The following is a 25,559-nucleotide window of genomic DNA, read 5'->3' as shown; positions in this document are numbered from 1 at the left end:
TTGGCAAGTTGAGCGCACAGCTTTTGCAGATCGTTTTGCCCAGTTCCCCGATTATCCATCCAATATCGAATGGCTTTGTTGCGGATGAACTGAACTGTCCGGATCGCTTCGTCGATTGCCCGAACTTGCTGGGTTTTGCCGTAGGCTTTAAACTCAAGTACAATCATGGTTACATTTTACCATCCGGCATAAAAAGCCGTCCTGGAAGGACGGGGCTTTAGACCCAAGTTTTTGGTAAACTCACCAATGCCAAAATGAATCGCTCTTATGGCTTGGGATTCAGACTTCTCCTCCAGCAGGTCGGTGAATCTTAGCGTTGACTTCCTCTAACTTGGGACGTTCACTCTGTGATTCAATGACCTTCAGGCATTGAGGACAGGCAACGGTTTGTTTTTTGAGTTGAGCATGAAACTATCAAACTATCAATTGCTAGCACTACTTCAGCTAGTTAGTCCCAGTTTACCCGTGGGGGCTTATAGCTATTCCGAAGGGTTAGAAAGTTTAGTTGAACAGGAGATTATTACCGATGCTGGGGGGTTAGATCATTGGTTGCGTCGGGAGTTGCGCTATGGGGCGATTCAGTTGGAAGGGGGGGTGATGGTGCGATCGCACTCCTGCCTCCTGACCCAAGACTGGCAAGGCTTAAACCACTGGAATCAATGGCTTTCCGCTACCCGAGAAACCCGAGAATTACGTCAACAGAGTTGGCAAATGGGGGACTCATTACTCAAACTCTGGACGAAAGTCCAACCCGAGGGGCGCGCTATGATTGAGCAAATTACCCCTCCTTGTCATTATGCGATCGCCTTTACCCTTGCCGCCACCCTTGGTCAGATTCCCCCAGAGTCCTTTATCCTAGGCTATCTCCACAGTTGGGCCACCAATATGATTAACGGGGGAGTGAAATTAATCCCCCTCGGACAAACCCAAGGTCAACAGTTACTTTTTAATCTCTCCCCCCTCCTCGACAAAATCACAGCGCAACTCTTATCCTCTTCAGAAGATGACCTAGAAACCTGTAGCTGGGGAGCCACCCTAGCCAGTATGTATCATGAAACCCAATATACTCGTCTGTTCCGCAGTTAAATAATCAATAATTACTTATTAACAATTAATGACTATTAATTGTTCCCTGACCTTACGAGTAGAGTTATTCAGCAAGCCCTACTTAACTTGTCACTTAATGATCCCCTACCGTTAACCCCGACTATGCCCGAACGCCCCGTCATCACCCTTTCCCTTGCCACCCTCCTCACCCTGATACTCAGTGGACTCGTCCTCGTTCTTTTCTGGCAACTGCGCTGGTTACTGATCGTCCTCATGGTAGCCGTTGTCATTGCCGCCACCCTAGCCCCTGCCGTCAACACCGCAGAACGTTGGGGACTTCCCCGGTGGTTAGCCGTCATTGGAGTTTATTTCGCCCTCCTCTCCCTAGCCGTAGGATTTGGGGTGATTATTGGCCCCACCGTCGCCGAACAAATTCAGCGCCTCTTGCGCAAACTCCCCGCTTATCTAGAAATTCTCGCCAATGTGTTAGAAAATCTCAGTATTCGCTGGGGTCTGACCGAACCCGATACCTGGGCTTACCTCGAAAGTTTATTTAACATCCAATCCCTCACCACTTGGGGGCTGCGTACCTCCCGGGATCTCTTGGTGCGCTCCTACAGTTTAACCCGAGGCCTTGTAGGCGGCGTGTTAAGCACCCTTTTGGCCATTATCCTCTCCGGCTATATGTTGACAGGTTCAGAGAGCTTAATTCGCGGTTTAGTGCAACTTTTCCCCACCCCTTGGGATAGCAAACTTGCCGCCCAAGTGCAACCCGTGAGCCAACGGATGGGGGGCTATATTCAAGGTCGGATTTTGGTGTCCGCTATCTTAGGGGTAGCCATTAGTTTGGGCTTAAACTTTCTCGGATTATCAGAATTTGCCCTCGGTTTAGGAGTTATTGCAGGTTTCACCAACCTGATCCCCTTTTTCGGTCCGGTGTTAGGTTCCATTCCCGCTTTGATTGTGGCGATCGCCCAAGGGGGGTGGTTATTCCTCTGGGTGTTATTGTTATTTGTGATTATTCAAAACATAGAAACCTATGTTTTAGATCCCCTACTGGTGGGCAATACCGTTCAAGTCCCCCCTATCTTGCAACTTTTAGCCGTTTTAGGGGGCGCCCAAGTGTTAGGGATTATCGGGGCCCTAATTGTTCCCCCTTGGGTGGCTGGGAGTTTAGTCGTGCTAGATAACTTGTACATTCAACCCAAACTCAAAGCCGAAGACGGTCAAACCCTGCCCCCCGTGGAGGAAAGCCCCCATCCCTCCCTGCCCTTGTCGAGTTGAATCATGTTGCGTTTTTTACCCACTGGATTGAATCGAGGTGCGATCGCTAAATCCTTAGCCCTTGCCCTTTGTTCTCTCCTTTGTTTCCTCTGTTTATCCCTTCCCCTACTCGCTCAAACCCCCGACAGTAACAGTCCACCCAAAGCCCCCATTTTAGTCGATGGCGACCCCATTTTTGAAGTCAGTCGTTCCGGGGATTTTTCCGCCCAACAACGAGCCAGAGAAGCCAATGAAGTCTTAGCCAATCTTGTTGAAAATATCATCCCCGATCAATCCCTAAACGTCACCATTGATGAACGGCAACAAGTCCCCGTTTTACTCATTAATGGTCGTTATCTCATCTCCGTCACTCAGGCAGATACCCCCCCCGGACGTTCCGCCATTAATCAAGCCGATGTATGGCGCAGTACCCTACAACAAGCCCTAGAAAAAGCGAAATATCAACGCACCCCAGAATATATTCGTTATGCTCTATTGCTCTCAGGGGGAGCTTTAATCCTCGCCTTATTAGCCAGTTGGTTAGTCGGAAATTTATGGAAACGTTGGTTTCCCGTTTTACTAGAACAATTTAATGTTGAAATAAACTCAGAAGCAGAAACCAATCGTCGTCCTCCTACCGAAATTATTTCCCATATATTACTCTCTTTAATTCGGGGAATACTCATCTTTTTTGCTGGATTTTATATTGCGTCTCTTTTTCCTCAAACTCGCAACTTAAGCCGAGAAATTCGGGATAGTTTAGTGGAAACCGTGCAAGTGAGTTTAACCTCGGGGATTTTTCCCCTCGGAGATAATGCTTACTCAGTGCTAGATATCTTGATTCTCATTGGTTTGCTGGCCGGAGTTTTGTCCGCATCTCGCCTGCTTCGTCGGATTTTGCGATCGCGCATTCTTATCCTAACAGGACTCAACCGTTCTGCCCAAGAGAATATCTCCCTCATTGCTAACTACACCTTTATCTTTATTGCCACCATTGTTATTCTGCAAATTTGGGGCTTAAATCTGAACTCCTTAACCGTTTTTGCCAGTGTATTAGGGGTAGGGATTAGTTTAGGATTACAAGGCATTACCAAAGAATTTGTCAGTGGGATTGTGTTACTCTTTGAACGTCCCATTCAAGTAGGAGATTTTGTCGATGTTGGGGGATTAGTCGGCACCGTGGAACGGATTGGAGTTCGCAGCACCGAAATCCGCACCCTCGATAGAATCTCAATTATTTTACCCAACTCCCGTTTCCTAGAATCAGAAGTCATTAATTGGAGTCATGATAACCCCATTTCCCGCTTAAGAATTCCCCTAGGGGTAGCCTATGGTTCAGACATCAAACGGGTGCGCAATGCCCTGTTAGATGCCGCACAAGCCCATCCTGATATTCTCTCCATCCCTAGTCCTGTGGTATTTTTTACCGGGTTTGGCGATAGTGCCTTAGACTTTACCTTATTAGTCTGGATTGCCCATCCTCCCAAGCAATTCCAGATTAAAAGTGACCTTTATTTTTTAATCGAAGAACGATTTAGACGCGAGGATATCGAGATCCCCTTTCCTCAAAGAGATTTGCACGTTCGTTCCGGTCAACTGCCCATTACAGTATCCCCAGAATTGGCGGAATCCTTGCAATTATTATCTCAAAATTTAACCCATCGGCGAGAATCCTAGAATTCTTCCCCTCTCTTCTCTCTTCCCGGGGGAGCGGGGGAGCGGGGGAGCAATTATCAATTCCCTATTCCCTATTCCCTATTCCCTATTCCCTATTCCCTAACCCCACGAGTAGAGTTATTCAGCAAACCCTAAGTAGTCAAAGTGGCCCAGCACCCCAGACCGAACACCCCATGAATGGCTGATTCCTGTTAAGATTGCTATGCGAACTTCATGTAAATTCAGGCCATAAATGACAGCAACTGTAACTAAACCCCAATACGAAATTAAAGATATAGCCCTTGCTCCTCAAGGAAAACAGCGCATTGAGTGGGCAGGACGAGAAATGCCCGTATTACGACAAATTCAGGAGCGTTTTGCTCAAGAAAAGCCCTTTGCCGGGATTCGCTTAATCGCCTGTTGTCATGTGACCACAGAAACCGCTCATTTGGCGATCGCACTCAAAAACGGTGGAGCTGATGCCATCTTAATCGCCAGTAACCCCCTCTCCACCCAAGACGACGTAGCCGCCAGTTTAGTCGCCGACTACGGCATCCCCGTATTTGCCATCAAAGGCGAAGATAACGACACCTACCACCGTCACGTTAACATCGCCCTAGACCATCATCCCAACATTATCATCGATGATGGCAGCGACGTAACCGCCACCCTCGTCGCTCAACGTCAAGACCAAATTTCCGAAATCATCGGCACCACCGAAGAAACCACCACCGGAATTGTCCGTCTACAAGCCATGTTCAACGATGGGGTGTTATCCTTCCCCGCCATGAACGTTAACGATGCCGACACCAAACACTTCTTTGACAACCGCTACGGCACCGGACAATCCACCCTTGACGGCATCATCCGAGCCACCAACATCCTCCTCGCCGGAAAAACCCTCGTTGTAGCGGGTTATGGTTGGTGTGGGAAAGGCGTTGCTCTGCGCGGCCGTGGCATGGGTGCAAACGTGATTGTCACCGAAATTGACCCCACCCGAGCCATTGAAGCAGTAATGGACGGTTTCCGCGTCATGCCCATGATTGAAGCGGCTTCCTTGGGTGATGTTTTCGTCACCGTTACCGGGAACAAGCACGTGATTCGCCCCGAACATTTCGCAGTGATGAAAGATGGCGCGATTGTTTGTAATTCCGGTCACTTTGACATTGAAATTGACCTCAAATCTTTAGGCGCTCAAGCCAATGAAGTGAAAGAAGTGCGCAACTTCACCCAACAATACAGCCTCCCCAGTGGCAAATCAATCATTGTTTTGGGTGAAGGGCGTTTAGTCAACTTAGCGGCCGCCGAAGGCCACCCCAGCGCCGTGATGGACATGAGTTTTGCTAACCAAGCCTTAGCTTGTGAGTATCTGGTGAAAAACAAGGGTTCTCTCGCCCCCGGTTTACATTCTATCCCCACTGAAGTAGACCGCGAAATTGCCCGCTTAAAGCTTAATGCCATGAACATCCAAATCGACAGCCTCACCCCTGAGCAAATTGAGTACCTCAATTCTTGGAATGCAGGAACTTAGTTTGATGTTCTACGTCTAGAGGTATAGTCGTTTACCCTGTTGAGTCCCTCTGTGCTTTATTTAATAAGCATGGGGGGCTGTTTTTTTGGCGCACACCCCGTCAGGAATCTCTATCCCTTCTGAGAGTTGATCCATGATTTGGAAACGCTATAGTAGGCTCATTGATTATATATAGACGGTATGGTTCAACAAGTCGCTCCTCAATATTCCCTTGCTTGGCTGCACAAGATGGCGGAAATCCCCCAAACGGAATGGGATGCTCTCGCTCAACCCTTGGCTACTCCTTTTTTGGAGTGGGAATGGCTGAATAATCTGGAAACGTCGGGTAGTGCAACGGCAAGGACAGGATGGCAACCTTGCCATTTAACGGTATGGCGCGATCGCCAACTCATCGCCGCCGCGCCGTTGTACATTAAAGGTCACAGTTACGGCGAATTTGTCTTTGACCATCAATGGGCCGATTTAGCTTACCGTTTGGGGCTAGAGTATTACCCCAAATTATTAGGCATGACTCCCTTTACTCCCGCCGTGGGGTATCGTTTTTTAATCGCTCCGGGGGAAGATGAGGATTTCATTACCGGGATGATGGTGGCGGAAATTGACCATTTCTGTAGCCGAAATCGCTTATCGGGGTGTAATTTTCTCTTTGTCGATCCTCAGTGGAAACCTGTGCTTGAACGGCAGGGCTTTCAGGGCTGGTTACACCATAGTTACATCTGGGGGAATCAGAATTTTAAAGGGTTTGAGGACTATTTAAAGATTTTTAACTCGAACCAACGCAAAAATATTAAACGGGAACGGAAATCAGTTGTTCAAGCGAATTTGCAGATGGTGGTTCATGAAGGATCCGAGATTCCCCATCATTTGTATCCCCTGATTTACCGTTTTTATAGCAGTACCTGTGATAAGTTTTACTGGGGCAGTAAATACCTCACGCGCCAGTTTTTTGAGCAGTTGTATCCCAACTATCAAGGGCGTGTGGTGTTGTTTGCGGCTTATTCAGGCGATCGCAACCCCGAAAAACCCGTTGGCCTTTCCTTCTGTCTCCGCAAAGGAAACAACCTCTATGGCCGCTATTGGGGCTGTTTAGAAGAATTTGACTGTCTCCACTTTGAGGCCTGTTATTATCGCCCTGTTCAATGGGCCATCGAACAAGGCATACAAATGTTTGACCCCGGAGCAGGAGGACGACACAAGCGACGGAGAGGATTTCCGGCCACCCCGAATTACAGTATGCACCGCTTCTATGATGACCGGATGACCAAAATTCTCAACGCTTATATCGGCGAGATCAACGACATGGAACAGCAGGAAATTGATGCCATTAATCAGGATCTCCCCTTCACCAAAAAGGAAATAGTCTTTTAATCGGAGGTTTTCCCAACTTTTTCACGTTTTTTTTCTAAGATTCTAAAGTTGAAGCCTATCAGATTGTGCCTTGTCTCACTATGACCCCTCCAACTTCTGCCTTGAATCTGCTTTATTCCCTCCTGAAAAAGCTTGGGGAGACAACCGCCACAGGTCAGTTAGTCCTCACGGCGCAAAATAAACGCTGGTATTTCTTCTTTTATCAAGGCAAATTAGCCCATGCTACCACCCAAACTCATCGCGTTCGGCGCTGGTATCGAGCTTTACGAAAACATGACCATTCATGGACTTCCACGGAATCCGATACTTTCCAACGAGAACCTTGGGAATATTCTGTACTCCTGCAAGAATACCAGCAGCAAAAACTGCATTTTTCTAAAGCTAAAGAGATTTTAAAAACTATCTTTTTAGAGATTCTTTTTTCTTTAAGTCAAGCTCAAGATATTACTCATAAATGGATTCAGGGCTGGTTTATTGAAAAATATGGTCAGCCAGAGTTTACCTTTGAACGGGCAGAACTCAAACCCCTTTTCAAAGAAGTTAAGGCTTTAAGTGAACAATGGCATTCTCTGAACTTTTTTCCCAGTCTTTCTAATCAAGGTATCCTCTTACAAACTCCTCCCCTTTGTTCAGCATCTAGTCAAAGTCTGTTATCCCTACAACCCTTACTCAATGGAAAGCGGACATTTTGGGATATTGTGGTAAAAACCAAACAATCTCCTGCTGTTTTTACCCGCACTTTGTTTTATTATTTGCAACAGGAACTCATTCAATTTAAATCCGTTCCCGATCTGCCCAATCCTACAGTAACTAAAGGGCGTAAGTTGCCACAAAAAAAACGCCGTCCCCTAGTTATTTTTGTAGATGATAGTGCTAACATTTGTCATGAAACAGAAAAGCATTTAACCCAATTGGGCTATGACTGTATTTGTATTCAAGACTCTACCCAAGCGTTGCCCATTCTCTTACAACATAAACCTGATTTAATTCTCTTGGATTTGGTGATGCCCGTTGTTAATGGTTATGAACTCTGTACCCATTTACGCCGTGTTCCCCGTTTTAAATCCATTCCCGTTGTCTTAATGACCGGAAATAAAAGCATTATTGACCGCATTCGAGCGAAACAAGTTGGGGCGACGGAGATTATGGTTAAACCAACGGAAAAAGCTCTACTTGCTCAAGCGGTGAATAAGTATCTCCGCCCCTCAAATTCAACCAATCAGGCTGTTCCTGTTCTGCAATATAGTTTAACCTGAACGGAAAAGGTGGGTCGGTGAAAAAAATAATTTCTCTCCATTCCAGAGAAAAACCCACACTGTATATTATCGGTCAGTGTGGGGATATTAGAACAGGAGAACAACTAGAAAAACGGTATTTTAGGGTTCATTGACGACGGGAGAGTATCCCCCCTAAACCCAAGAGAACGAAACTGGCGATCGCACTCGGTTCCGGAACCCCTTGGGGAGGAGTGTCAGAATCGTTCCCCTCCGAGACTTTGATTTGAAAGGCTAATCGTGCTTGGGTAGGTGGAGGGGCTTCACTTAACCAACTCATAGTCGCTTGACCAAACAACAGAAAACTGGTCGTTACCCCGGCAATGTGTAAGATATCCAAACCTCCCGTTTCCGCAATGGCATGGGAGAACCCATCCAACATCACCCCATCGAGTTGTAGGTTATCAACCCGGATTTGACTCTGGGCATCAACAGCACGAGTGCGGACAAAAATATCTGAAAACGAGTCCGTATAGACATGGCTGATTGTTTCTCCCCCGATGGAGAAATTCACCCACCCCGAAGGCGCATCATAGGCCAAGATAAAGGTATCTGTCCGTTCATTGCCCCAAGAATAATGGGCTGTAATATCCGGTTTTCCGGGGTCAGATTCGTGCAAATTCAACTCATGAGTGGCCGGTCCCCCTAAATCGCCGATACGTCCCTCCGCCACAAAGGCGATATTGTGCATCAAGTCGTTCATTTCCTGATCTGAGGACAGTTTGTGCAGGGTGACAGCTTCACTGAGAGCGGGAATGCTGAGAACCCCTAAAGCGGTCATCACACCTGTTAATAAGAATCGCCGAATAGTCATGACAAAACACTCCAAATACAAAGACAAGATAGCTTTAGACCAAAGAAGAACGACGACGCATCCGCCGCGCACCCATGACAACTCCCACCGCCCCCAGTGCTAAAGCGGCCGAAGGTTCAGGCACCGGGACTGGTTCAAGTTCCCCGGTGATGGCAATTACATCGTTATTACATTCGGGGCCTAAATGGGCGACAAAAGAGCCATCTGGGAGCAAACTGCGGTCAATACTAAAGGCATGGGTATAGGTTCCCACGGGTCCAACAGCCGCGAAATCTAACCCTAAACCACTGAGATCACTAAAAATATTGACCTCGCCAATTTTCACCCCGGAAACCATCACATTAGGGATGTGAGTATTTTGGTTAAAATAGGGATCGTAGGCACTTAAATCCCCAATGGAAGGTGTTCCCCCTTTGCTGATGACGTAGTTGTTGTAACCGCGCAAACTGCGGTCATATAATAACAGCCCATTTTCGTAAGCAATTGTTTTTGCGGTGACATTGCTATAGAGTCCCAAACTTGGCACGCCTGACTCATTATTATCGGAGAAGCGCACCCCAAATAATTGAGCATTTTGATTGGCAACATCTAAAGATTGTCCGGTAAAGTTAAGCAAGAAATCTCCCCAACTGACACGACCATCAAGAGCATAGTCACTAGGTGTTCCGGCTAAGGGGAGGTTGGTGCTAATGGCAAAGATCACCTCATCCAGGGTCTGTTTCATGGCCATACTATAGATTTCATACTTTGTGTGACCTACTTCACTCCCGGCCATACTATCGTTAGGAGAATCAATCGTATATTGCCAATCTCCGATGAGGGTCGCTGCTTGTGCGGAGGGGGTGTAGGGCGCAAAATAGCACAAGGAAGTAGCGGCTAAACCTAACGTTAAACTTGCAATTTTATTCAACATGGTTAATTTCTCGCGTGAAGTTACTTGAGCATCAAGACAGGAGCTATGTTTGATTTTTTTAGTTTCCTGTCGGGCATTGAACCTAGGGTTTTAATGCCTTTGTAACTATCTCGCTCGGTTGGCAGGGAAATGATCCAAGAAAGGGGAAACTTTACCCTAACTTCATACAAAACGAACTCAACGCCCCTCTCCCGCTCTGGGAGAGAGAGGGATTCAGAAAATATTAATCCACCGTCTGGGGAACATGAATTCCCCCGACCACAACCTCTGCACGAATTGCCATAGATTAATCTAGTTTGATCTCATCAATCACCTTTTCCGTGGCTTTGTTCAGAACATCTTGTAAAAGTGGAGAAAGATTCCGATCTAAACGACCAGCGCGGATGAATTCAGCGTAGGTATCGGCTTCAATATCCAGTAATTCCTCGCTTAATTGTTCTAAATCGAGCGATCTTAACTGAGTATTTTCTTTTTGCAGTTGGTTTATTTCTTCTTCAATGGTGCGCACCTGGACTTTAACTAAACCTTTTTGATAACGATAGAGTTCTGGGTCAATTTCATCGGATAGTTGCACCTCCTCTAAATACTTTAAAACCCGATTTAAGGCGGTGCGACGGGCTAGGGCTTCGGAATATTGTTGACGTTGGGGTTGATCACCAATTAAGTCGAATTTTTCTAAAAAGAAACGAGTGGTTAATCCTTGCACTAAAAGGGTAAATAAAACAACACCAAACACCCCATCAATAATGGCTTGTCGTCCTTCCAATAAGACGGGGACACTCAAGGCCAAGGCAATGGAGACACCCCCGCGCAATCCTCCCCACCATAACACGGTCATTTCTTGCCAACGGATTTTAGTAGGTTGGAAGAGATTGCTGAGGGTGCCTAACCCAAAGATGACGATAGCACGGGTGAATAACATGGCGGCGATCGCAATCCCAATCACATCCAAATTGCCACCCAAACTCAAAAAGTTGATCTGATCCCCAATCAACAAGAACACAATGGAGTTGACAAAAAAGGTCAAAAACTCCCAAAATTCCGAGACAATCAACCGTGTGCGGGGATTCATACCAATGCGGGAGCCAAAATTACCCAAAATCAACCCCACAGTTACCACCCCAATCACACCAGATCCCCCCAACTCCTCCACCATCAAATAGGTACCATAGGCAGAAACTAAGGTGAGGGACTGTTCAACTAAGGGATAATCAAAACGCTGGGTCAGGTAAGAAATCCCAAATCCCACAATACAACCAACTCCCACCCCAATCCCCACAAAAGTGGTGAACTTGGCCACTGTTGCGGGAATCGAAAACTCTTGAATCCCCAAAGGAATCCCCACCAATAAAACAAAGGCCACAACGGCCACCCCGTCATTGAGGAGACTTTCCCCTTCCATTAATACCGTCAGGCGTTTTCCTGCCCCTAACTCCCGAAATAAGGCCACCACGGACACGGGATCTGTTGCGGCTAAACTGGCTCCCAATAACAGGGCAATGGGTAAGGAAAGCCCGGTAAACTGGCTAATGGGTAAGGCCACCCCAACGACCGAAATAATCACCCCCAAGGTTGCAAAGATAGCTACTGGGAGGATATTCTGCTTTAAATCTCGCCAGCGCATATTCCAAGCGGCCTCAAAAAGTAGCGGAGGGAGGAATATCTCTAAAATGAGTTCCGGGGAAAGGTTGACCAGTCGGACATTGACGAAGGCCAACCCTAACCCCACAATCACTAACAGGAGGGTGTAGGGAATATTACGCAACCAGCTAAAGATGCGGGAAAGGGTGGCCACACTCAAGGAAACGGACAAAACGACTAAAAATTGCTCTAAACTCTGCTTAATGGCTTCTTCACTCAAAGCCGCTTCCACAGTCATACACTTCCTCCGGTTTTCTACGAGAAACATGGCGGGGGATAACTCTGTCCGCCGTCCTCCGATATTCTATAGCGCTCGTGTTGAACTTGTGAGCTTTGATGGCTTACAATGCCCTAATTAACAGACAATTAAGGCTCTGCCTTGATCTTTGGCTTGGTACATGGCTTGATCTGCTCGTTTTAATAAGTGGGAATAATTACTATCATTTTCGTGATACTCTGCCATGCCAATACTCGCACTTAAGACGAGGGAAGAATCATCGGGCATAATCGATAAAGACTTAATTTCTTCTTGAATTCTTTGGGCAATTAATACCGCGTTTTGTAAGCTTGTTTCAGGGAGAACCACTAAAAATTCATCCCCGCCCATCCGTCCGACGGCATCGCATTCTCGCAAAGATTTTTGAATACTTTGCCCGGTGTTATAAATGACTTGATCTCCCATTTCATGACCATAATCATCGTTAATCCGTTTGACATGATCTAAATCGATCACGGCAATGGATAATGTTCGACTATAACGCTGACTGCGGCTAAATTCGTTTTTCAAGGTGTTTAAAATTGACCGACGATTGGCAAGGTTGGTTAAATCATCTAAGGTAGATAGAAGTTTTAAGCTTTCATTGAGTTGGAGTTGTCGTTGTAAACTTTTGCGCAATTCGGCTTGAATTTCTTGCCGTTCACTCACATCTCTTAAGGAAATTAAGTGAGCCTCTTTTCCTTCCCAAGAGACGGAACTAATCGCTACTTCTGCCACACCAATTTCATGTTTAGCTCGCAAAATTTGCATTTCATTAATGGCAGTGCCAAAAATGGGAATCCCAATTTCATGATCCACTAATTGATTGAGGGAACGATTAAACATTTTAGCGGCGGCCGGATTAGCAAATTTAACAATTCCGGCTTGATCAATAATTAAAATGCCATCATACAAATGCTCAACAATAATTCTTAATTTTTCTTCGCTATATTTTATGGCTAAAGATTGAGTTTGTAATAATAAATGGGTTTGCACTCGGGCTAATAGTTCGCCTGTTTTAAAGGGTTTTGTAACATAATCTGCTGCCCCGATTTCAAAGGCTTTTAGTAAATTATGATGCTCGTGACTAGCGGTTAAAAAGATGATAGGAATGTCTTTTATTTTCTGATTTGCCTTGATTTTTTCACAAACCTCTAACCCGCTCATTTCGGGCATCATTAAATCGAGTAAAATTAGGTTTGGGTTGATCAATTTTAAGCGTTCTAGGGCTTCTTTTCCACTGCGGGCAAAGGTGGTTTTATAACCGACGTTATCGAGTAAGCCAACCAGAACTTTGATATTGTCAGGAATATCATCAACGATTAAAATGAGCGTATCCTGTGGGTGATAACTAGGGTTCATATTTTGAAGGTTTTATTAAGTGGTTTAAGTTTTGGATCATGGTGGGAAATTGTTCTAAAAGTTGATCAATACCGCGACTGTTAAATTGATTCACTTGTTGGGCGAGTTGTTGGCTGTAGTTGATTAGGTCGGGACATTCGTAGTCCTGACCCCATTGATTCAACTGTTCAATGAATTGGCGTAAATCTTGGGTTATTTTTTGCTGTTGTAAGGTGAACCATTTTTGCTGGAGAAATTGCTGTAATAGGGGGATTAATTGGGGAAGTTTGTCGGGGTTTAAGGGGGGAGAATTGAGGTTCAATTCTTTGGGGTGCCAGTCTTCTTGATGTTGGAGGGGGAGAAATTTTTGCAGGGTGTCAAAGAGTTGTTGACGACTGACGGGTTTGCGCAGAAAGGCATCACTCACGCTATTGAGTTTGAGTTGTTCGGGGTTTTGGGTGGAGGCAGTGAGGAAGATAATGGGGATGTTTTGGGTGGTGGGGTTTTGTTTGAGGCGTTGGGCGGTTTCTCGGCCGTCTAGGTTGGGCATTCGCCAATCGAGTAGAATTAAGTTGGGGGAATTGCTTTGAGCTTGGGCGATCGCATCCAACCCATTTTGAGCGGTGAAAACCTGATGGTGGCTATCTTTGAAGTATCCCGCAATCAGTTCTAAGTTAGAAGCCACATCATCCACGACTAACAAGGCAGCAGGTTGCAGTTGATTAAAGTCTTCCCGTTGAGCGAGGGGAGAGGAGGGAGGAGGGGGGGTTTCGGTGACTTGGACGTGGGGCAGGGTAATTTCAAAACAACTCCCTTGTCCTAAGTGACTGTTGACGGTGACGGTACCCCCTAATTTCAGGGTGAGACGTTTGGTAATGGTTAATCCTAGTCCGGTTCCGCCGTATAACCGGGTGTTTTGTCCTTCGTTTTGATGGAAGGCATCAAAGATGATCTCTTGTTGATCGTCTTGAATACCAATGCCAGAGTCTTCGATTTGGATTTTGAGGGAAATTGACTCGGGATGGGAGTCGGGGAGACAAGCACTATGGGTTTCGATATCTTCACACCAGACTTTAATTTTCACAAAACCCTGTTCGGTGAATTTAATGGCATTACCAACGACGTTAAATAAAATTTGCCGTAAACGTACCTCATCCATGTAGATTCCCCAAGGGGTGGTAGGCGCTACATCTAAGATCAGATCCAGTTGTTTTTGTTCGGCTTTTTGGGAGAAAATTTGGTGAATTTCCTGTAATAACAGATGGAGATTCACGGGTTCATAGTGGAGTTCTAATTTCCCGGCCTCGATTTTAGACAGATCGAGGATGTCGTTAATCAGGGCTAATAGGGTGCTACCACTGCTAATAATAGAGTTTAGGTAAGATTGACTGGTTTCGTCGGTGATCAGGTCTTGTAAGAGTTCAGAAAAGCCGAGAATGGCGTTCATGGGGGTGCGGATTTCGTGGCTCATATTGGCGAGAAATTCGCTTTTAGCAAGGTTGGCGGCCTTGGCTTCTTGGGTGGCTTTTTCGAGGTCAAGGGAACGCTGTTGAGTTTGTTCGAGGAGTTGAGCATGGGCGATCGCAATTCCCACTTGACTGGCAACGGATTCTAAGAGTTCTATATCTTCCGTCGTCCAATCTCGCACTTTATCGCACTGGTGCAAACCAATCACCCCGTTAGGTTTCCCTTGATAAAAGGTACAAATGGCCAACATAGATTTTATCTGTAGCTTTTCCAGGAGGGGGGTGAGTCCCTCAAATAAGGGATCTGTGCTGGGATCTGGGGTGACAATGGCCTTTTCGCTCTTTAGGAGGGCGGCGAGGTGTTGGTTGTCTTCTATGGGGATTTGAAGGGCTTCCCCCTTTAAGGAGGGGTAGTCTGGAACGCAATATTCAGCCACCAGATGGAGGTTTTGGGGCGAGGGTGTATCTTGATCCAATTGGTAAATATGCAGCAGACAACGGTCCACATGAAGCACACGAGTCAGTTGTTGCACGGTGGTATCAAACACCTGCTGACTGTCTAAACTTTGGCGAATTTGTTCGCTAATTTGTTTGAGCAGTACCGTGCGTTTAAGCTGGTAGCGTAGGGCATTTTGACTCACGACGCGATCGCTAATATCCACCCAATACCCCACACATTCTTGAGGTTTCCCCTCTTCATTGCGCGTTAGGCGCAGTTGGGCATATAACCAACGATATTCCCCATCAGCACAGCGAAAACGGTACTGTTGGCTATAGGTGCCTTGTTGGTAAATTTGGGGGAGTTCCCCTAACACCCGCTCCCGATCCTCCGGGTGCAGATGAGTCCGCCAAAAGTGCCGATCCTTGAGAAACTCTACCGCACTGTAACCCACAATATCCTGAATATTGTCACTCAGATAAATGGCCGCGTAGGGATAATCCGGCTCACAGGTGAAAATCACGGCTGGACTAGAAGTTAAGAGATAGCGTAAACGGGCTTCATTGTGGCGGATGGCCTCCTGCATTTGCTTCAATTCCGTGACTTCCATCACCACACACCCCACCCCCTTCTCTAAGTTGGGGTTGTCAATTAGTTTTTCTGAACTAATTGATCCCAAGTTCACAGGATAATAGTTCATTAACCAGTGTCGCTCAACCCCCGGCTGGGCAGGAGTTGTTCCCCGAATTTCCACATTACAGATCGCTTCTCCCGTTGCCAACACCTGACGCACTAAGGGTTCCATCTCCGCGCTTAAATCGGGCAGTAATTCCGCCGTAGTTTTGCCCAAATGCTCCGCCACCGAGTAGCCATTGATGCCCGCTAACACTTCATTCACCTGCACAAACCGCAATTGATGATCTTGTACCCCCAAACCGATGGGAATATTGGCGTAGAGGTTTTCAATTTCTTGGGTGCGATTGCGCAATTGTTCCTGCACTCGCTTCATTTCATTGACCTTAACAAAGGTCATGACCACCCCGTTAGAAATATCATTACTCTGTAAATAGGGGTGCAAGCGCATCAGTAAAAAATCTTGGGTTTTGGGAATGACTACCTCTTTTTCTAGGGGTTTGCCCGTTTCTGCCACCTGTTGCAACAAATCCAGAAAATTAGGACAGTCCATATTATGGGTAATATGTTCTATCGGCCGTTCTAAATCTGTATCCACTAAGTTAATCGCCAAGGTGGCGGCTGGGGTAAATTTGCGGATGCGGAGGTGACGATCTAAGAACACTACCCCAATGTCGGTACTGCGGAGCAAATTGTCTACATCGTTGGTCAATTCCGTGAGTTCCTTGATTTTGCTCTGATATTCCGCATTAACGGTATAGAGTTCTTCGTTGACGGAGTGGAGTTCTTCGTTGGTACTCTGTAACTCTTCATTGGAGGCTAAAAGTTCCTCGTTGGTGGCCTGTTGTTCTTCGTTGGTGGTTTCGAGTTCCTCAATGGTGGCCTGGAGGTTTTCCCTTGTCTGTTGCAGTTCATACTCTAGATCTAACAACCGTTGGGTGGTTTTGGCATCAACATCAAAGGGTTCGGCGTAGGTGGTTTTGACGGTGCGTTCTTCCGGTTCAATAACTAGCAAAAAGTAATCATCCACTCGGGCATTCCCGGCCTGATAACTGACTTCTAAGTTAACGCTCCAAACCATGTTATTCTGCTCAAATTGAATCCCCGTATAGAGAACAGGATTATTTTCCCGTTTGGCGCGGTGAATGGCGGTGTTGAGGGGTAATCTCAGGGAATCCGGCACTAATTCGCTGATTTCTTTGGTCATCTGCCCTTCGGGGAAGCGGAGGATATTGAGGGGATCGGTGACAACGTGGAATAATTCGTGTTGGGCGTTGACTAAAATACAAGAACAGTTCCGTTTGCGGACAAAGGCACTAAAGGCGTTACTAATGACGGGATGGAGTTGGGTGCTACTGTTGCGGGGCAGGGCGGAATAGACCGGAGAGGGGGGAACATAATCAAAGGTGGGAACGGAAATGGGGAGGCGAATATTCCGCCGTTTTTGGTAGATTTTGCACTTTTCGTTGAGGGTGGTAAATTCTTCGATCAGGTCGCCGGGGGTTTCGGCGGAACCGAGGAAGAGATAGCCTTTATGGACGAGGGAGAAGTGAAGCATCCGCAAAACGTGCTGTTGCAGGGAAGGCTGCATATAAATCAGGACGTTGCGGCAGGTGATCAGGTGCATCCGGGTGAATCCGGCGTTTTTGGCGAGGTTGTGGGGGGCGAAAATGATCATCTGGCGCAGATTGCGCACGACGTGGAAGGATTTGTTCCGCAGGAGAAAGTATTTTTCGAGGCGCGATCGCGACAAATCGCCCATAATACTCTCAGGATAAACTCCCTCGGAGGCCTTCGCTAAGGCCCCATTATCAATATCTGTGGCGAATATCTTCACGCTCAGGTTCTTTTTCAACCGGGTCAGGACTTCATCAATTAGGATGGCCATAGAATAGGCTTCTTCCCCTGTAGCGCAAGCTGTGACCCAAACGCGCAATTGTTGACCGTCTTTCAATTGCCCAATTAAGTTGGGTAATATCTCAGTTTCTAGCACTTCCCACGCCTTCGTATCCCGAAAAAACCGCGTCACCCCAATCATTAAATCATCGCGCAATAATAACCGTTCTTCCACAGAGGTTTTCATGCGCTCGATATATTCATCTAAACTACTACAACCGGAGAGGGAACAACGGCGATATATGCGACGGCTGAGGGTACTCGGTTTGTAATAGGAAAAGTCGAGTTTTTCGGCCTCATTGAGAATATTTAAAATAGTCCGCAATTTATCAGATTCAATTTCCGTCAGGGAGAGATCATGATTGGGGGGAGCATTGCGTCCCATGCGCACCAGATCACAAATCATGCGGGCTAGGTCTGGCGGGGATAACACCTGATCTACAATGCCTGTGGCGATCGCACTTTGGGGCATTCCATCAAACTCCGCCGTTGTCGGAGACTGGACAAAGGTAATCCCCCCCACCTCACTAATCGCTTGCAGTCCTTTGGTTCCATCACTCCCCGTTCCCGATAAAATGACCCCAATTGCCCGATCGTTGCAATCTTTCGCTAGAGATTGCAAGAAAATATCAATGGGAAAATTCGGTTGATGACGGGGATTTTCCGCCTGTCTAATTAACTTTAATCTTCGTTTTTCGACAATTAAATTATTCCGGGGTGGAATCAAATAAACACAATTGGGCTTCAAAACCATCCCATTTTCCACCCGATAGACATCCATTCTCGTCCGGCGTTCTAACAATTCTTTCATCAAACTTTTAAAATCTGGTGAAAGATGTTGAATCACCACATAGGCCGCCCCGCTATCAATGGGCATATGATCAAAAAATTCCTCTAGCGCACGCAAACCTCCGGCGGAAGCGCCAATCCCGACTACATAAAAGTTTGCAGGTTTTGGGGAAGAAGGTGAATGAGAGGGCATTTTTTCGCTAGACATATACACCCAAAATAGCAAAAAATGCTAAAGAAAATTATTAAGAATATCAGTAATTTTTTCCTCAAAATAGTCTTCTTGATGTCGAATAGCTTCGGCAAAGCGTAACGCTTCCCGGAACGCTTGCAAGGCTTGGGGCTGATTATTCAATTTTAAGTACAATTCTCCCATCCGGTCATAGATGGTCATTATTTCGTAAAAATTGTAGGAAGCTTGGGCGGCCTTCAACTGTTCTTGATAGAGTTGGATGGCATAATCAAGCTGGTCATATTGGACATAGAGTTCTGCGAGGGCTTCTAGGGCATTGCTAGCGTAGCCCCATTGTTCATTATCCCAAGCCCAATTAAAGGCCGCCTCTAAATTCGCGATCGCCTGTTCCTTCTCCCCCAGCCTTAAATAGTCCTGACCGAGGGAGATTTGCACCGGGGCAATTTTGTTAAAAAACTCCTCTTTTTGGGCATAACTGACTAGGAGGGATTCCTTGATAGCGATCGCCTTCTCATACTGACTCGACGCATCATAGATATACACCAACTCCTCCAGATAACGCCGCTCATTAGCCACATCAAACTGACCTTGCGCCAATTCCAGCAACTCCTCATAGACCCGCGCCGCCGCCAAAAAATCAAACCAGCCCTTATGAAACACCCCAATCAAATTCAACGTTTGCTCTAAGGCCTCTAAATCCCCCGTAGCGCGCACATCCGCCAAAATGAACTCATACATCGCTAACGTATCATAACGCGCCCGGATTCTCGCGTAAGCCTGGCCTAACAACCTATAGAGAGGACGGTCTAACTGGGACTGCTCCCGATCCTTCGTCGCCTCCTCCTGAATCGCCTGTAAACGCTCCCGCACCACCACCACATCCGGCGTGCGGCTCTCATTCCAGGCCACCTCCCCCAGTCTTCCCAAGGCTTCCACCTCCGCCAGCGGCCCCAAAAAGCGGCGCAATCTGACCTCCCGATACCACAACTCAAAAGCCTCCTCTACTTGTCCCCCATCGTAGAGACTCGCCGCCATCAACGCCATCGGCCCCAGCAGTGCCGCTAACTCCTCCTGCTCCTGTGTAGACAACGAGCGCCGCTCATTAAACACCTCAAGGGGAATCAACGGATCTCGCTCCTTCATATCCAAAGGATTCTCAAATTCCCCATCATCTTCCTCGGGTTGGCGCTCCCGTTCCCTCTCTCGTTCTTGCTCCCGATTGCGTTCCATCCGTTCCTGCCGCGTCCGCTCAGGCCACATTCGTTCCGTCCGTTGCGCCCAAGCCGGAGCCGCACTGCCCAAAGGAAACAAGCAGAGCAAGAATAACAGGCCAGTGATAGATCGTTGAGTCATGACGTGAGCAAGCTGGGATTCTAGTTTTCCATTCTAGATGCTTTTTCTGGACCTCACGTTCCCTTGATCATTAAGCCTGTGAGAAATCAATCCTCATTAATGCGGTCTGCATTGCCCGCTTTGACCCAACCTCGTTGATTACTCCCCGGAAGACGGACTTCTTGCCATCTACCATCATCACTGGTTCTCAAGACAATCATCTCTTGATTGTAGGCAATGCCGCCAATGCGTTCCCCATCCTCAGCCCCCGTGGCCCGTAAACTGAGGCCATCGGGCCAGTTCACCCGAGCGCGATAGGCTCCCGGTTCCAAAGTTTCCGGTTCTGGTTCGGGGGCTGGGGGTTCCGGTGAGGGTTCCGGTGCGCTTTCTGTGGGGGGTTCAGGGGTTTGGGCGGCGGGAGAAGGACTAGGAGGCGGTGGGGCTTGGGGTCGTTCTTCCGGGAAAATGGGACGGGCGGGGGTACTAGCCATACCACTCAACACATAGTACCCGGCAATAAAACCACTGATCCCGAAGAGAATCAAACCGGAAAAAATGCCGAGAAAAAATTGTGCTAGACCAGTTAAATTCATAAGGATTTTAGGGCGAGACAATCAGGGATGAAACATTCAGTCAGTGAAAATTATAAGCAAACCTAGGTGATTTTTCTTGGGAGAGGCTAGGGGAACTGTTTTTGAATGCGGTTCGCCAGACGGTTATCCCGTGAGGCGAGGCGAGCTTTCCCAGCCGCTGCCCAGTTTTGTAGAAACTCGATTTGTTCTTGAGCGGTGCGCGCCAAGGGGACAATTTGGCTAGCCGCCTCTAGGATATCATCTGTGGTAAAATCCCGGTTCTGACTAAAGCCAATGTGCATGGCTTCAATGAGAGTCTGCTCAATTTCTGCCCCGGAAAAATCCGGGGTTTCGTAGGCGAGACGGGGGAGATCATAGTTTTTCAGGTCATGGGGGCGCAGACGGGATAAATGGACGGAAAAGATGGCCTGACGTTCCTCTTGATTGGGCAGTCCGACAAAGAAGATTTCATCAAAGCGCCCTTTGCGCAACATTTCCGGGGGCAAGGTTTGGATGTTATTGGCTGTGGCGACAACAAAGACGGGGGATTGTTTTTCGGCGAGCCAAGTAATAAAGGTGCCAAAGACTCGGCTGGTGGTGCCGGAGTCGCCTTTGCCGTCGAGTCCCCCAAAGGCTTTGTCGATTTCATCAATCCACAACACACAAGGGGCGAGGGCTTCGGCGAGGTTAATCATTTGTCGGGTGCGGGATTCGGACTCGCCCACTAAACCCCCAAATAAGCGGCCAACATCTAAGCGCAGGAGGGGTAAATGCCAATGGTGGGCAATGGCCTTAGCGGTTAAGGATTTCCCGGTGCCTTGAATGCCGACTAAAAGCAGCCCCCGAGGATGGGGTAAACCGTAGGCTCTCGCCCGCTCACTAAAGGCTCCTCCGCGACGAATCAGCCAGTCTTTGAGGTTATCGAGTCCCCCAATATCGGAAATCTGTTCGGTGGCGGGGTAAAAGTCTAAAATCTGGGTTTGCCGGATGGATTGTCGTTTCTCTTCGAGGACTAATTCCACGTCTTCGGGTTCAATTTTGCCATGGGCGGCGATCGCACGAGCTAAGACCCGCCGAATCCGTTCTAAGGATAACCCTTGGGCGGAGCGCACTAACTCATCCCGGAGTTTTTCGGGCACTCCTTGCCTCGTCGCCTCTAACAATCGTTCCACCTCGGTTTTAATCTCTCCCCCACTGGGTAGGGCAAAGTCCATCACCGTGAACACTTCCCCTAACTCTGAGGGAATGGCCACCTCGGGGGCAATCACAACTAAGTTTTTGGCTTGGGCTTTCATCCGCCGCGCTAAATTGCGCAGTTTACGAGAAATGGACACATCTTCTAAAAAGCGGTGAAAATCTCGTAAAATAAACACTCCGGCGGCTGATTCGGGCAGTTTTTCCACTAATTCCAAGGCTTGCAATGGATTCCGACGACCTACTCCCTCATGATTGGGGTTGTTTTGGTAGCCATCGACAAAATCCCAGACATAAACTCCCCGATTACCAAGACGTTGGGCGGACTGGGCGATCGCACTTTCGACCCGCTCCTCTTCCAAGGTGGGAATATAGATCAAGGGATAACAAGCACGCAGCAGCAGTTCAAACTCTTGACTAAAACTCATTTCCGCAATCAAGGATCAGAACGATCAGGACGTTGTTTCATTACCATCTTTTAACCTTAGTTGTTTCTGTAAAGCCTGTAAACTAGCCCAACGGTGATCTATTTCGGGCTGACTTGATGAGGATTTTGTCTCCACCCCCGGGCAATCCTCCCCACAAACCTGTTGAAGGGGCAGCGCGAGACTCAACTGCTCATATAACCACGCTTCGGGCATAAAATACCCCGTCGGGGACAACACTTCCGATAAGTCCTCCACCTTGACCTCCCGCTCTAAGGGGAACACTTGCAAGGAATCCGGTTCTTCTTCCAACCAAATCAACTCCGTCGTTTCCACCCGCAAACGATGGTTATAATTTTGGAGGCAACGATGACAGGCCAGCGTCACAATAGTTTCTACCTGAGCCGATACTTCCAAATATGTCCCCCGATGGGCTATGGTTAACTCTCCCCGCACCGGAGTTAAACTCTCTAAACCCCGGATAAAGTCGCGGATCTGAAGTTCCTCGGTTTTTTCCGGGGCTTGTAATAAAAAGGGAATATAAATCTTGTCCATCTTTCCTCCTGACTCCAGTTTTCCCGGACTGGGGGGTTAACGCAAACGCACAAACAGCCGCCGATTCGGTTCGGAGCCTCGGCTTTCTGTGGCTAGGTCTGATAATTCCTTCAGTTCTTTAAAAAAGTTATGAACTTGGCGACGTTCGGCGGAGGAAAGGGAGGTCATTTCCTCTTCTTGACCCGTGGAACGCACTCGTTGGGCCACTTCCTCCACTAGCACCCGCAATTCTGCTTGACGTTTTACCCGGTAGCCGTGAATCTCAATGGTGTAGGGATGTTGGTCTGCACGGTCTACGCCAATATTTAAAATCGTGTTGGCCAGATATTGAATCGCATCAATGGTTTTTCCATGATCTCCAATCAGGGTGTTGATTGTGTCTTCACTCAGTTGGCTTTCTTCGACCATCAACCAAATAGACTCGTCTCCTTCGTGGTGGGAAACGGTCACGTTCGTAGGGCAGCCCATTAATTTCAGCAATTCTGCTAACCAAGCTTGACCCCGCTCCATTCTCTCTTGCATAACCTCTTCTTATCCTCGCCGCACATTCAGGGGTTTGAACAGTTGTTACCCTCTAATCAAAGAGATGAGGTTAGAAGGATAGACTCCTTCTTACCTCATATCACTCCCGTTCCTATTGTCTTATAGAATCCGGACTAGCCGGAGGTTTTTTCTTTTTTCTTCGACCGTTTGCGCTCAAAGGGCAATTCATCCCGACCTTGACGGCGTTTTTCTTCTTTCTCCTGTTGCTCCACCAGCTTTTGCAGGTTTTCGGGCAGGGGTTCGCGCATCAAAATAAAGGTCTGGGCCGTTTGGAAGATGTTGGCCACGACCATATACATTAATACCCCAGCCGGGAGGGGGAAGATGAGAAACATCCCGGTAAAGAGAATGGGCGTAATTTTGCTAACGGTTTGTTGTTGTTGGGCGTTGGCATCATTACTGGCGGGAGTTTGGGAGTTGGTCAGGTTTTGGCTGATGTAGGTACTCACGCCGAAGAATAACACCATGATCACAATATCCCAGTGAATTGCACCATCGGTTCCGGTGGCGCCTACACGACCTAGGGCGTTAATAAAGAGGAATCCTTCATTGGCGGCAATGCCGGGAATCGTCCCTTGTAAGGTGGCCTCTCCGGGTGCGATCGCCACTACGGTCCCATCGGGTTTCACCTGCACGGCGTTTTCCCCTTTGGTCACAGTCCACTGGGGTTTCACGTTACTATCGGGGTACTCTTTAGCTAACTGGTTGAGTGCCTCACCGGAGGGGGTTTGAAACTCCACTTTCGCACTTTGACCGATGGCTAATTTATTCCCAGTGGCTAAGTTAGCCACAATGGGATAGTGAACCCCTTCTTTGAGGTAAATATTTTGGGGTTTGGTGCTGAAAATCTGGGGTTGAATCAGTTCGATTTGCTCTTGAGGAAACACCTGGACATCGACGGTGTAGTTAATATCCGCAAAGGGCGATCCCCGTAGGGTGGCAAAGAGGGCCCAGAGGATGGGAATTTGTAAGAATAGGGGCAAACAACCGCCTAGGGGGTTGCCATATTCTTTGTAAATCTCCCCCATTGCTTTTTGTAGTTCGGCCGGGTCTTCTTTATAGCGTTCTTGTACTTCTTTAACGCGCTTCTGCATCACAGGCTGGGCAATGCGAGTCCGTCGCATACTGCGAATGGATTTGGCGCTTAGGGGATAAACGGCAAAGCGAATCACCAAAGTGAGGGCGATAATCGCAAAACCATAGCTCGGCACAATCCCTCGGAAAAAGTCGAGGATTGGCAGCATGATATTGGTGGAAAGAAATCCGATTCCTAAATCCATTGGTTTGAAATAAACCCTTTAGTTGTATGGTGTTGTCTTAGCTTTTGATGGCCTCTAGGGAGAGTCCAGTTTTGTCGGCCGCTTTTTGGGCGATGTAATCATAAATTTCTCTATATCGGGGTAGGGCGCGCATTTCTAAACGGCTTTTATCGCGCAGGGTGACGACTATATCCCCCCAAAGTCCAATCCCTCGGGAAACTTTAACAATTTTGACGACTTCCGCATAAATAATATCGGTGCGATCGCGCCCTTGCCAACCTCCCATCACGGAAATCCGACGGTCGGTAATACGATAGCGCAACCACAGAGCGCGCACCACTGCACCCACGGTTAGAGGGAGACAAATCACGGTGAACCCGAGCAAAATGTTCAGGATTAAATCCCCAATATGAGGCCCTCCCTCATAAAAGGCTGTTTCTTTAATGCCCATGCAATACCTTGGCTCCGAGTAACAACTCTTTTAATTCTCGCAAAAAATGTTCATATTCGCACTGATTGCCACTAGGTTTTACAATAACAATCAGCTTTAAACCGGGTGAGAGTCTGGGTAGCAGGGGCTGTAAAATGGCGCGGATTTGTCGTTTAATGCGGTTGCGACGCACGGCTTTTTTACTCACTTTTTTGCCCACGGCAATTCCTATAAGAGTAGGCAAGGGAAGCGGGGGCTTTCCTTGCCAAATGGGGGGGGGAACTGATAGCACTTTTAACACCAGATAACGACCCCGATAAGCTTTTCCGCGTTCATAAACGGCCTGGAAGTCTAGCCGATCTTTGAGTCGATGTTGTTTGGGCAATCCCACTATAATCTAGGCTGTAGATTTTAGGTTTTTAACTATACAGTTAAAATATACATTTTAACTATACAGCTAAACGTTGCCGTCCTTTCCGACGACGCGCTCTAATCACCCGACGACCTGTCGCTGTGCGCATACGAGCGCGAAATCCCGATGTTCTTTTCTGCTTGCGTTTGGTTCCGCCCAAGGTGCGCTGACTCACGGACAATCTCCTTGCTGAACTAATACAGTGAACTGCAATCTTTGACCCTTACAAGGTCAAAAACCACGGTTTCCCATTATAACCGGATTAGGGGGAAACCGTAAATAGGGAATAGGGGGAGTCGGGAGCAGGGGGGCAGGGG

20 protein-coding genes are annotated in these 25,559 nt (G+C 47.5%); 6 read left to right on the top strand and 14 right to left on the bottom strand.

All coding sequences use genetic code 11. From position 1 onward, the window contains the following. The first annotated feature begins 405 nt into the window (after positions 1-405). The 6 genes from K4A83_RS14310 to K4A83_RS14285 all read left to right on the top strand — a co-directional run bounded on the left by K4A83_RS14310 (position 406) and on the right by K4A83_RS14285 (position 8,121). Entirely contained in the window at positions 406-1,086 is a 681-nt protein-coding gene (locus tag K4A83_RS14310) for an urease accessory protein UreF (RefSeq protein ID WP_265265282.1), read from the top strand. A gap of 123 nt (positions 1,087-1,209) precedes the next feature. After that, positions 1,210-2,331, top strand: a complete 1,122-nt coding sequence (locus tag K4A83_RS14305) for an AI-2E family transporter (protein ID WP_265265281.1) — start codon at positions 1,210-1,212, stop codon at positions 2,329-2,331. A gap of 3 nt (positions 2,332-2,334) precedes the next feature. Then, positions 2,335-3,987, top strand: a complete 1,653-nt coding sequence (locus K4A83_RS14300; RefSeq protein ID WP_265265280.1) for a mechanosensitive ion channel family protein — start codon at positions 2,335-2,337, stop codon at positions 3,985-3,987. Positions 3,988-4,219: 232 nt separating this feature from the next. Then, a complete protein-coding gene (ahcY, locus tag K4A83_RS14295) occupies positions 4,220-5,497 on the top strand; it encodes an adenosylhomocysteinase (protein WP_265265279.1) in 1,278 nt (425 codons plus the stop codon). Between the two features lie 180 nt (positions 5,498-5,677). Further along, positions 5,678-6,865 carry a GNAT family N-acetyltransferase gene (locus K4A83_RS14290; RefSeq protein WP_265265278.1) on the top strand — a complete coding sequence of 396 codons (1,188 nt, stop codon included), beginning with the start codon at positions 5,678-5,680 and terminating at the stop codon, positions 6,863-6,865. Between the two features lie 80 nt (positions 6,866-6,945). Next, positions 6,946-8,121, top strand: coding sequence for a response regulator (locus K4A83_RS14285; RefSeq protein ID WP_265265277.1), 1,176 nt, complete (start codon positions 6,946-6,948; stop codon positions 8,119-8,121). Between the two features lie 127 nt (positions 8,122-8,248). Here the strand turns inward: K4A83_RS14285 and K4A83_RS14280 are convergent, their stop codons facing one another. The 14 genes from K4A83_RS14280 to rpmH form a co-directional block, all read right to left on the bottom strand. Further along, the gene (locus K4A83_RS14280) at positions 8,249-8,953 is read right to left on the bottom strand and encodes a PEP-CTERM sorting domain-containing protein (protein WP_265265276.1); all 705 of its coding nucleotides are present in this window, start codon (positions 8,951-8,953) and stop codon (positions 8,249-8,251) included. Between the two features lie 34 nt (positions 8,954-8,987). Next, a complete protein-coding gene (locus K4A83_RS14275) occupies positions 8,988-9,866 on the bottom strand; it encodes an XDD3 family exosortase-dependent surface protein (RefSeq protein WP_265265275.1) in 879 nt (292 codons plus the stop codon). A 286-nt stretch (positions 9,867-10,152) separates the two neighbouring features. Next, entirely contained in the window at positions 10,153-11,745 is a 1,593-nt protein-coding gene (locus K4A83_RS14270) for a cation:proton antiporter (RefSeq protein WP_265265274.1), read from the bottom strand. 117 nt (positions 11,746-11,862) lie between these two features. After that, positions 11,863-13,125, bottom strand: coding sequence for a diguanylate cyclase (locus K4A83_RS14265; RefSeq protein WP_265265273.1), 1,263 nt, complete (start codon positions 13,123-13,125; stop codon positions 11,863-11,865). Further along, the gene (locus tag K4A83_RS14260) at positions 13,115-18,520 is read right to left on the bottom strand and encodes a chemotaxis protein CheB (RefSeq protein WP_265265272.1); all 5,406 of its coding nucleotides are present in this window, start codon (positions 18,518-18,520) and stop codon (positions 13,115-13,117) included. Before K4A83_RS14260 ends, K4A83_RS14265 begins: the two co-directional genes overlap by 11 nt. 39 nt (positions 18,521-18,559) lie before the next feature. Further along, positions 18,560-19,873, bottom strand: coding sequence for a tetratricopeptide repeat protein (locus K4A83_RS14255; protein ID WP_265265271.1), 1,314 nt, complete (start codon positions 19,871-19,873; stop codon positions 18,560-18,562). An 86-nt stretch (positions 19,874-19,959) separates the two neighbouring features. Then, entirely contained in the window at positions 19,960-20,445 is a 486-nt protein-coding gene (locus K4A83_RS14250) for an SH3 domain-containing protein (RefSeq protein ID WP_265265270.1), read from the bottom strand. 86 nt (positions 20,446-20,531) lie between these two features. Then, positions 20,532-22,046, bottom strand: a complete 1,515-nt coding sequence (locus K4A83_RS14245) for an AAA family ATPase (RefSeq protein ID WP_265265269.1) — start codon at positions 22,044-22,046, stop codon at positions 20,532-20,534. A 24-nt stretch (positions 22,047-22,070) separates the two neighbouring features. Next, positions 22,071-22,598 carry a YceD family protein gene (locus tag K4A83_RS14240; RefSeq protein WP_265265268.1) on the bottom strand — a complete coding sequence of 176 codons (528 nt, stop codon included), beginning with the start codon at positions 22,596-22,598 and terminating at the stop codon, positions 22,071-22,073. 36 nt (positions 22,599-22,634) lie between these two features. Beyond that, positions 22,635-23,120 (bottom strand): Jag family protein, encoded by a 486-nt coding sequence (locus K4A83_RS14235; protein ID WP_265265267.1) that lies wholly within the window; start codon positions 23,118-23,120, stop codon positions 22,635-22,637. Positions 23,121-23,254: 134 nt separating this feature from the next. Beyond that, positions 23,255-24,421 carry a membrane protein insertase YidC gene (gene yidC, locus K4A83_RS14230; protein WP_265265266.1) on the bottom strand — a complete coding sequence of 389 codons (1,167 nt, stop codon included), beginning with the start codon at positions 24,419-24,421 and terminating at the stop codon, positions 23,255-23,257. A 37-nt stretch (positions 24,422-24,458) separates the two neighbouring features. Continuing rightward, on the bottom strand, positions 24,459-24,851 hold the full coding sequence (locus K4A83_RS14225) for a PH domain-containing protein (RefSeq protein WP_017305811.1): 393 nt from the start codon (positions 24,849-24,851) through the stop codon (positions 24,459-24,461). Continuing rightward, a complete protein-coding gene (gene rnpA / locus K4A83_RS14220) occupies positions 24,841-25,221 on the bottom strand; it encodes a ribonuclease P protein component (RefSeq protein ID WP_265265265.1) in 381 nt (126 codons plus the stop codon). The genes K4A83_RS14225 and rnpA overlap by 11 nt, the downstream gene beginning before the upstream one ends. A gap of 58 nt (positions 25,222-25,279) precedes the next feature. Continuing rightward, positions 25,280-25,417: a 50S ribosomal protein L34 gene (gene rpmH / locus K4A83_RS14215; protein WP_071525296.1), complete on the bottom strand. Its 138-nt coding sequence runs from the start codon at positions 25,415-25,417 to the stop codon at positions 25,280-25,282. Positions 25,418-25,559: the final 142 nt, after the last annotated feature.

This window comes from Spirulina subsalsa FACHB-351 (assembly GCF_026130165.1).
In the GTDB taxonomy this organism is placed as follows: domain Bacteria; phylum Cyanobacteriota; class Cyanobacteriia; order Cyanobacteriales; family Spirulinaceae; genus Spirulina_A; species Spirulina_A subsalsa_A.
This window is presented reverse-complemented; position numbering and strand designations above follow the sequence as displayed.

Bases quoted from the DNA above. Each gene is read 5' to 3' on its own strand.
- K4A83_RS14245 (WP_265265269.1), bottom strand. From the start codon at position 22,046: ATGAGTTTTAGTCAAGAGTTTGAACTGCTGCTGCGTGCTTGTTATCCC.
- K4A83_RS14235 (WP_265265267.1), bottom strand. From the start codon at position 23,120: ATGCAAGAGAGAATGGAGCGGGGTCAAGCTTGGTTAGCAGAATTGCTG.
- K4A83_RS14310 (WP_265265282.1), top strand. From the start codon at position 406: ATGAAACTATCAAACTATCAATTGCTAGCACTACTTCAGCTAGTTAGT.
- K4A83_RS14260 (WP_265265272.1), bottom strand. From the start codon at position 18,520: ATGCCCTCTCATTCACCTTCTTCCCCAAAACCTGCAAACTTTTATGTA.
- K4A83_RS14290 (WP_265265278.1), top strand. From the start codon at position 5,678: ATGGTTCAACAAGTCGCTCCTCAATATTCCCTTGCTTGGCTGCACAAG.
- K4A83_RS14255 (WP_265265271.1), bottom strand. From the start codon at position 19,873: ATGACTCAACGATCTATCACTGGCCTGTTATTCTTGCTCTGCTTGTTT.
- yidC (WP_265265266.1), bottom strand. From the start codon at position 24,421: ATGGATTTAGGAATCGGATTTCTTTCCACCAATATCATGCTGCCAATC.
- K4A83_RS14305 (WP_265265281.1), top strand. From the start codon at position 1,210: ATGCCCGAACGCCCCGTCATCACCCTTTCCCTTGCCACCCTCCTCACC.
- K4A83_RS14280 (WP_265265276.1), bottom strand. From the start codon at position 8,953: ATGACTATTCGGCGATTCTTATTAACAGGTGTGATGACCGCTTTAGGG.
- K4A83_RS14240 (WP_265265268.1), bottom strand. From the start codon at position 22,598: ATGGACAAGATTTATATTCCCTTTTTATTACAAGCCCCGGAAAAAACC.
- K4A83_RS14270 (WP_265265274.1), bottom strand. From the start codon at position 11,745: ATGACTGTGGAAGCGGCTTTGAGTGAAGAAGCCATTAAGCAGAGTTTA.
- ahcY (WP_265265279.1), top strand. From the start codon at position 4,220: ATGACAGCAACTGTAACTAAACCCCAATACGAAATTAAAGATATAGCC.
- K4A83_RS14250 (WP_265265270.1), bottom strand. From the start codon at position 20,445: ATGAATTTAACTGGTCTAGCACAATTTTTTCTCGGCATTTTTTCCGGT.
- K4A83_RS14265 (WP_265265273.1), bottom strand. From the start codon at position 13,125: ATGAACCCTAGTTATCACCCACAGGATACGCTCATTTTAATCGTTGAT.
- K4A83_RS14225 (WP_017305811.1), bottom strand. From the start codon at position 24,851: ATGGGCATTAAAGAAACAGCCTTTTATGAGGGAGGGCCTCATATTGGG.
- K4A83_RS14285 (WP_265265277.1), top strand. From the start codon at position 6,946: ATGACCCCTCCAACTTCTGCCTTGAATCTGCTTTATTCCCTCCTGAAA.
- K4A83_RS14275 (WP_265265275.1), bottom strand. From the start codon at position 9,866: ATGTTGAATAAAATTGCAAGTTTAACGTTAGGTTTAGCCGCTACTTCC.
- K4A83_RS14300 (WP_265265280.1), top strand. From the start codon at position 2,335: ATGTTGCGTTTTTTACCCACTGGATTGAATCGAGGTGCGATCGCTAAA.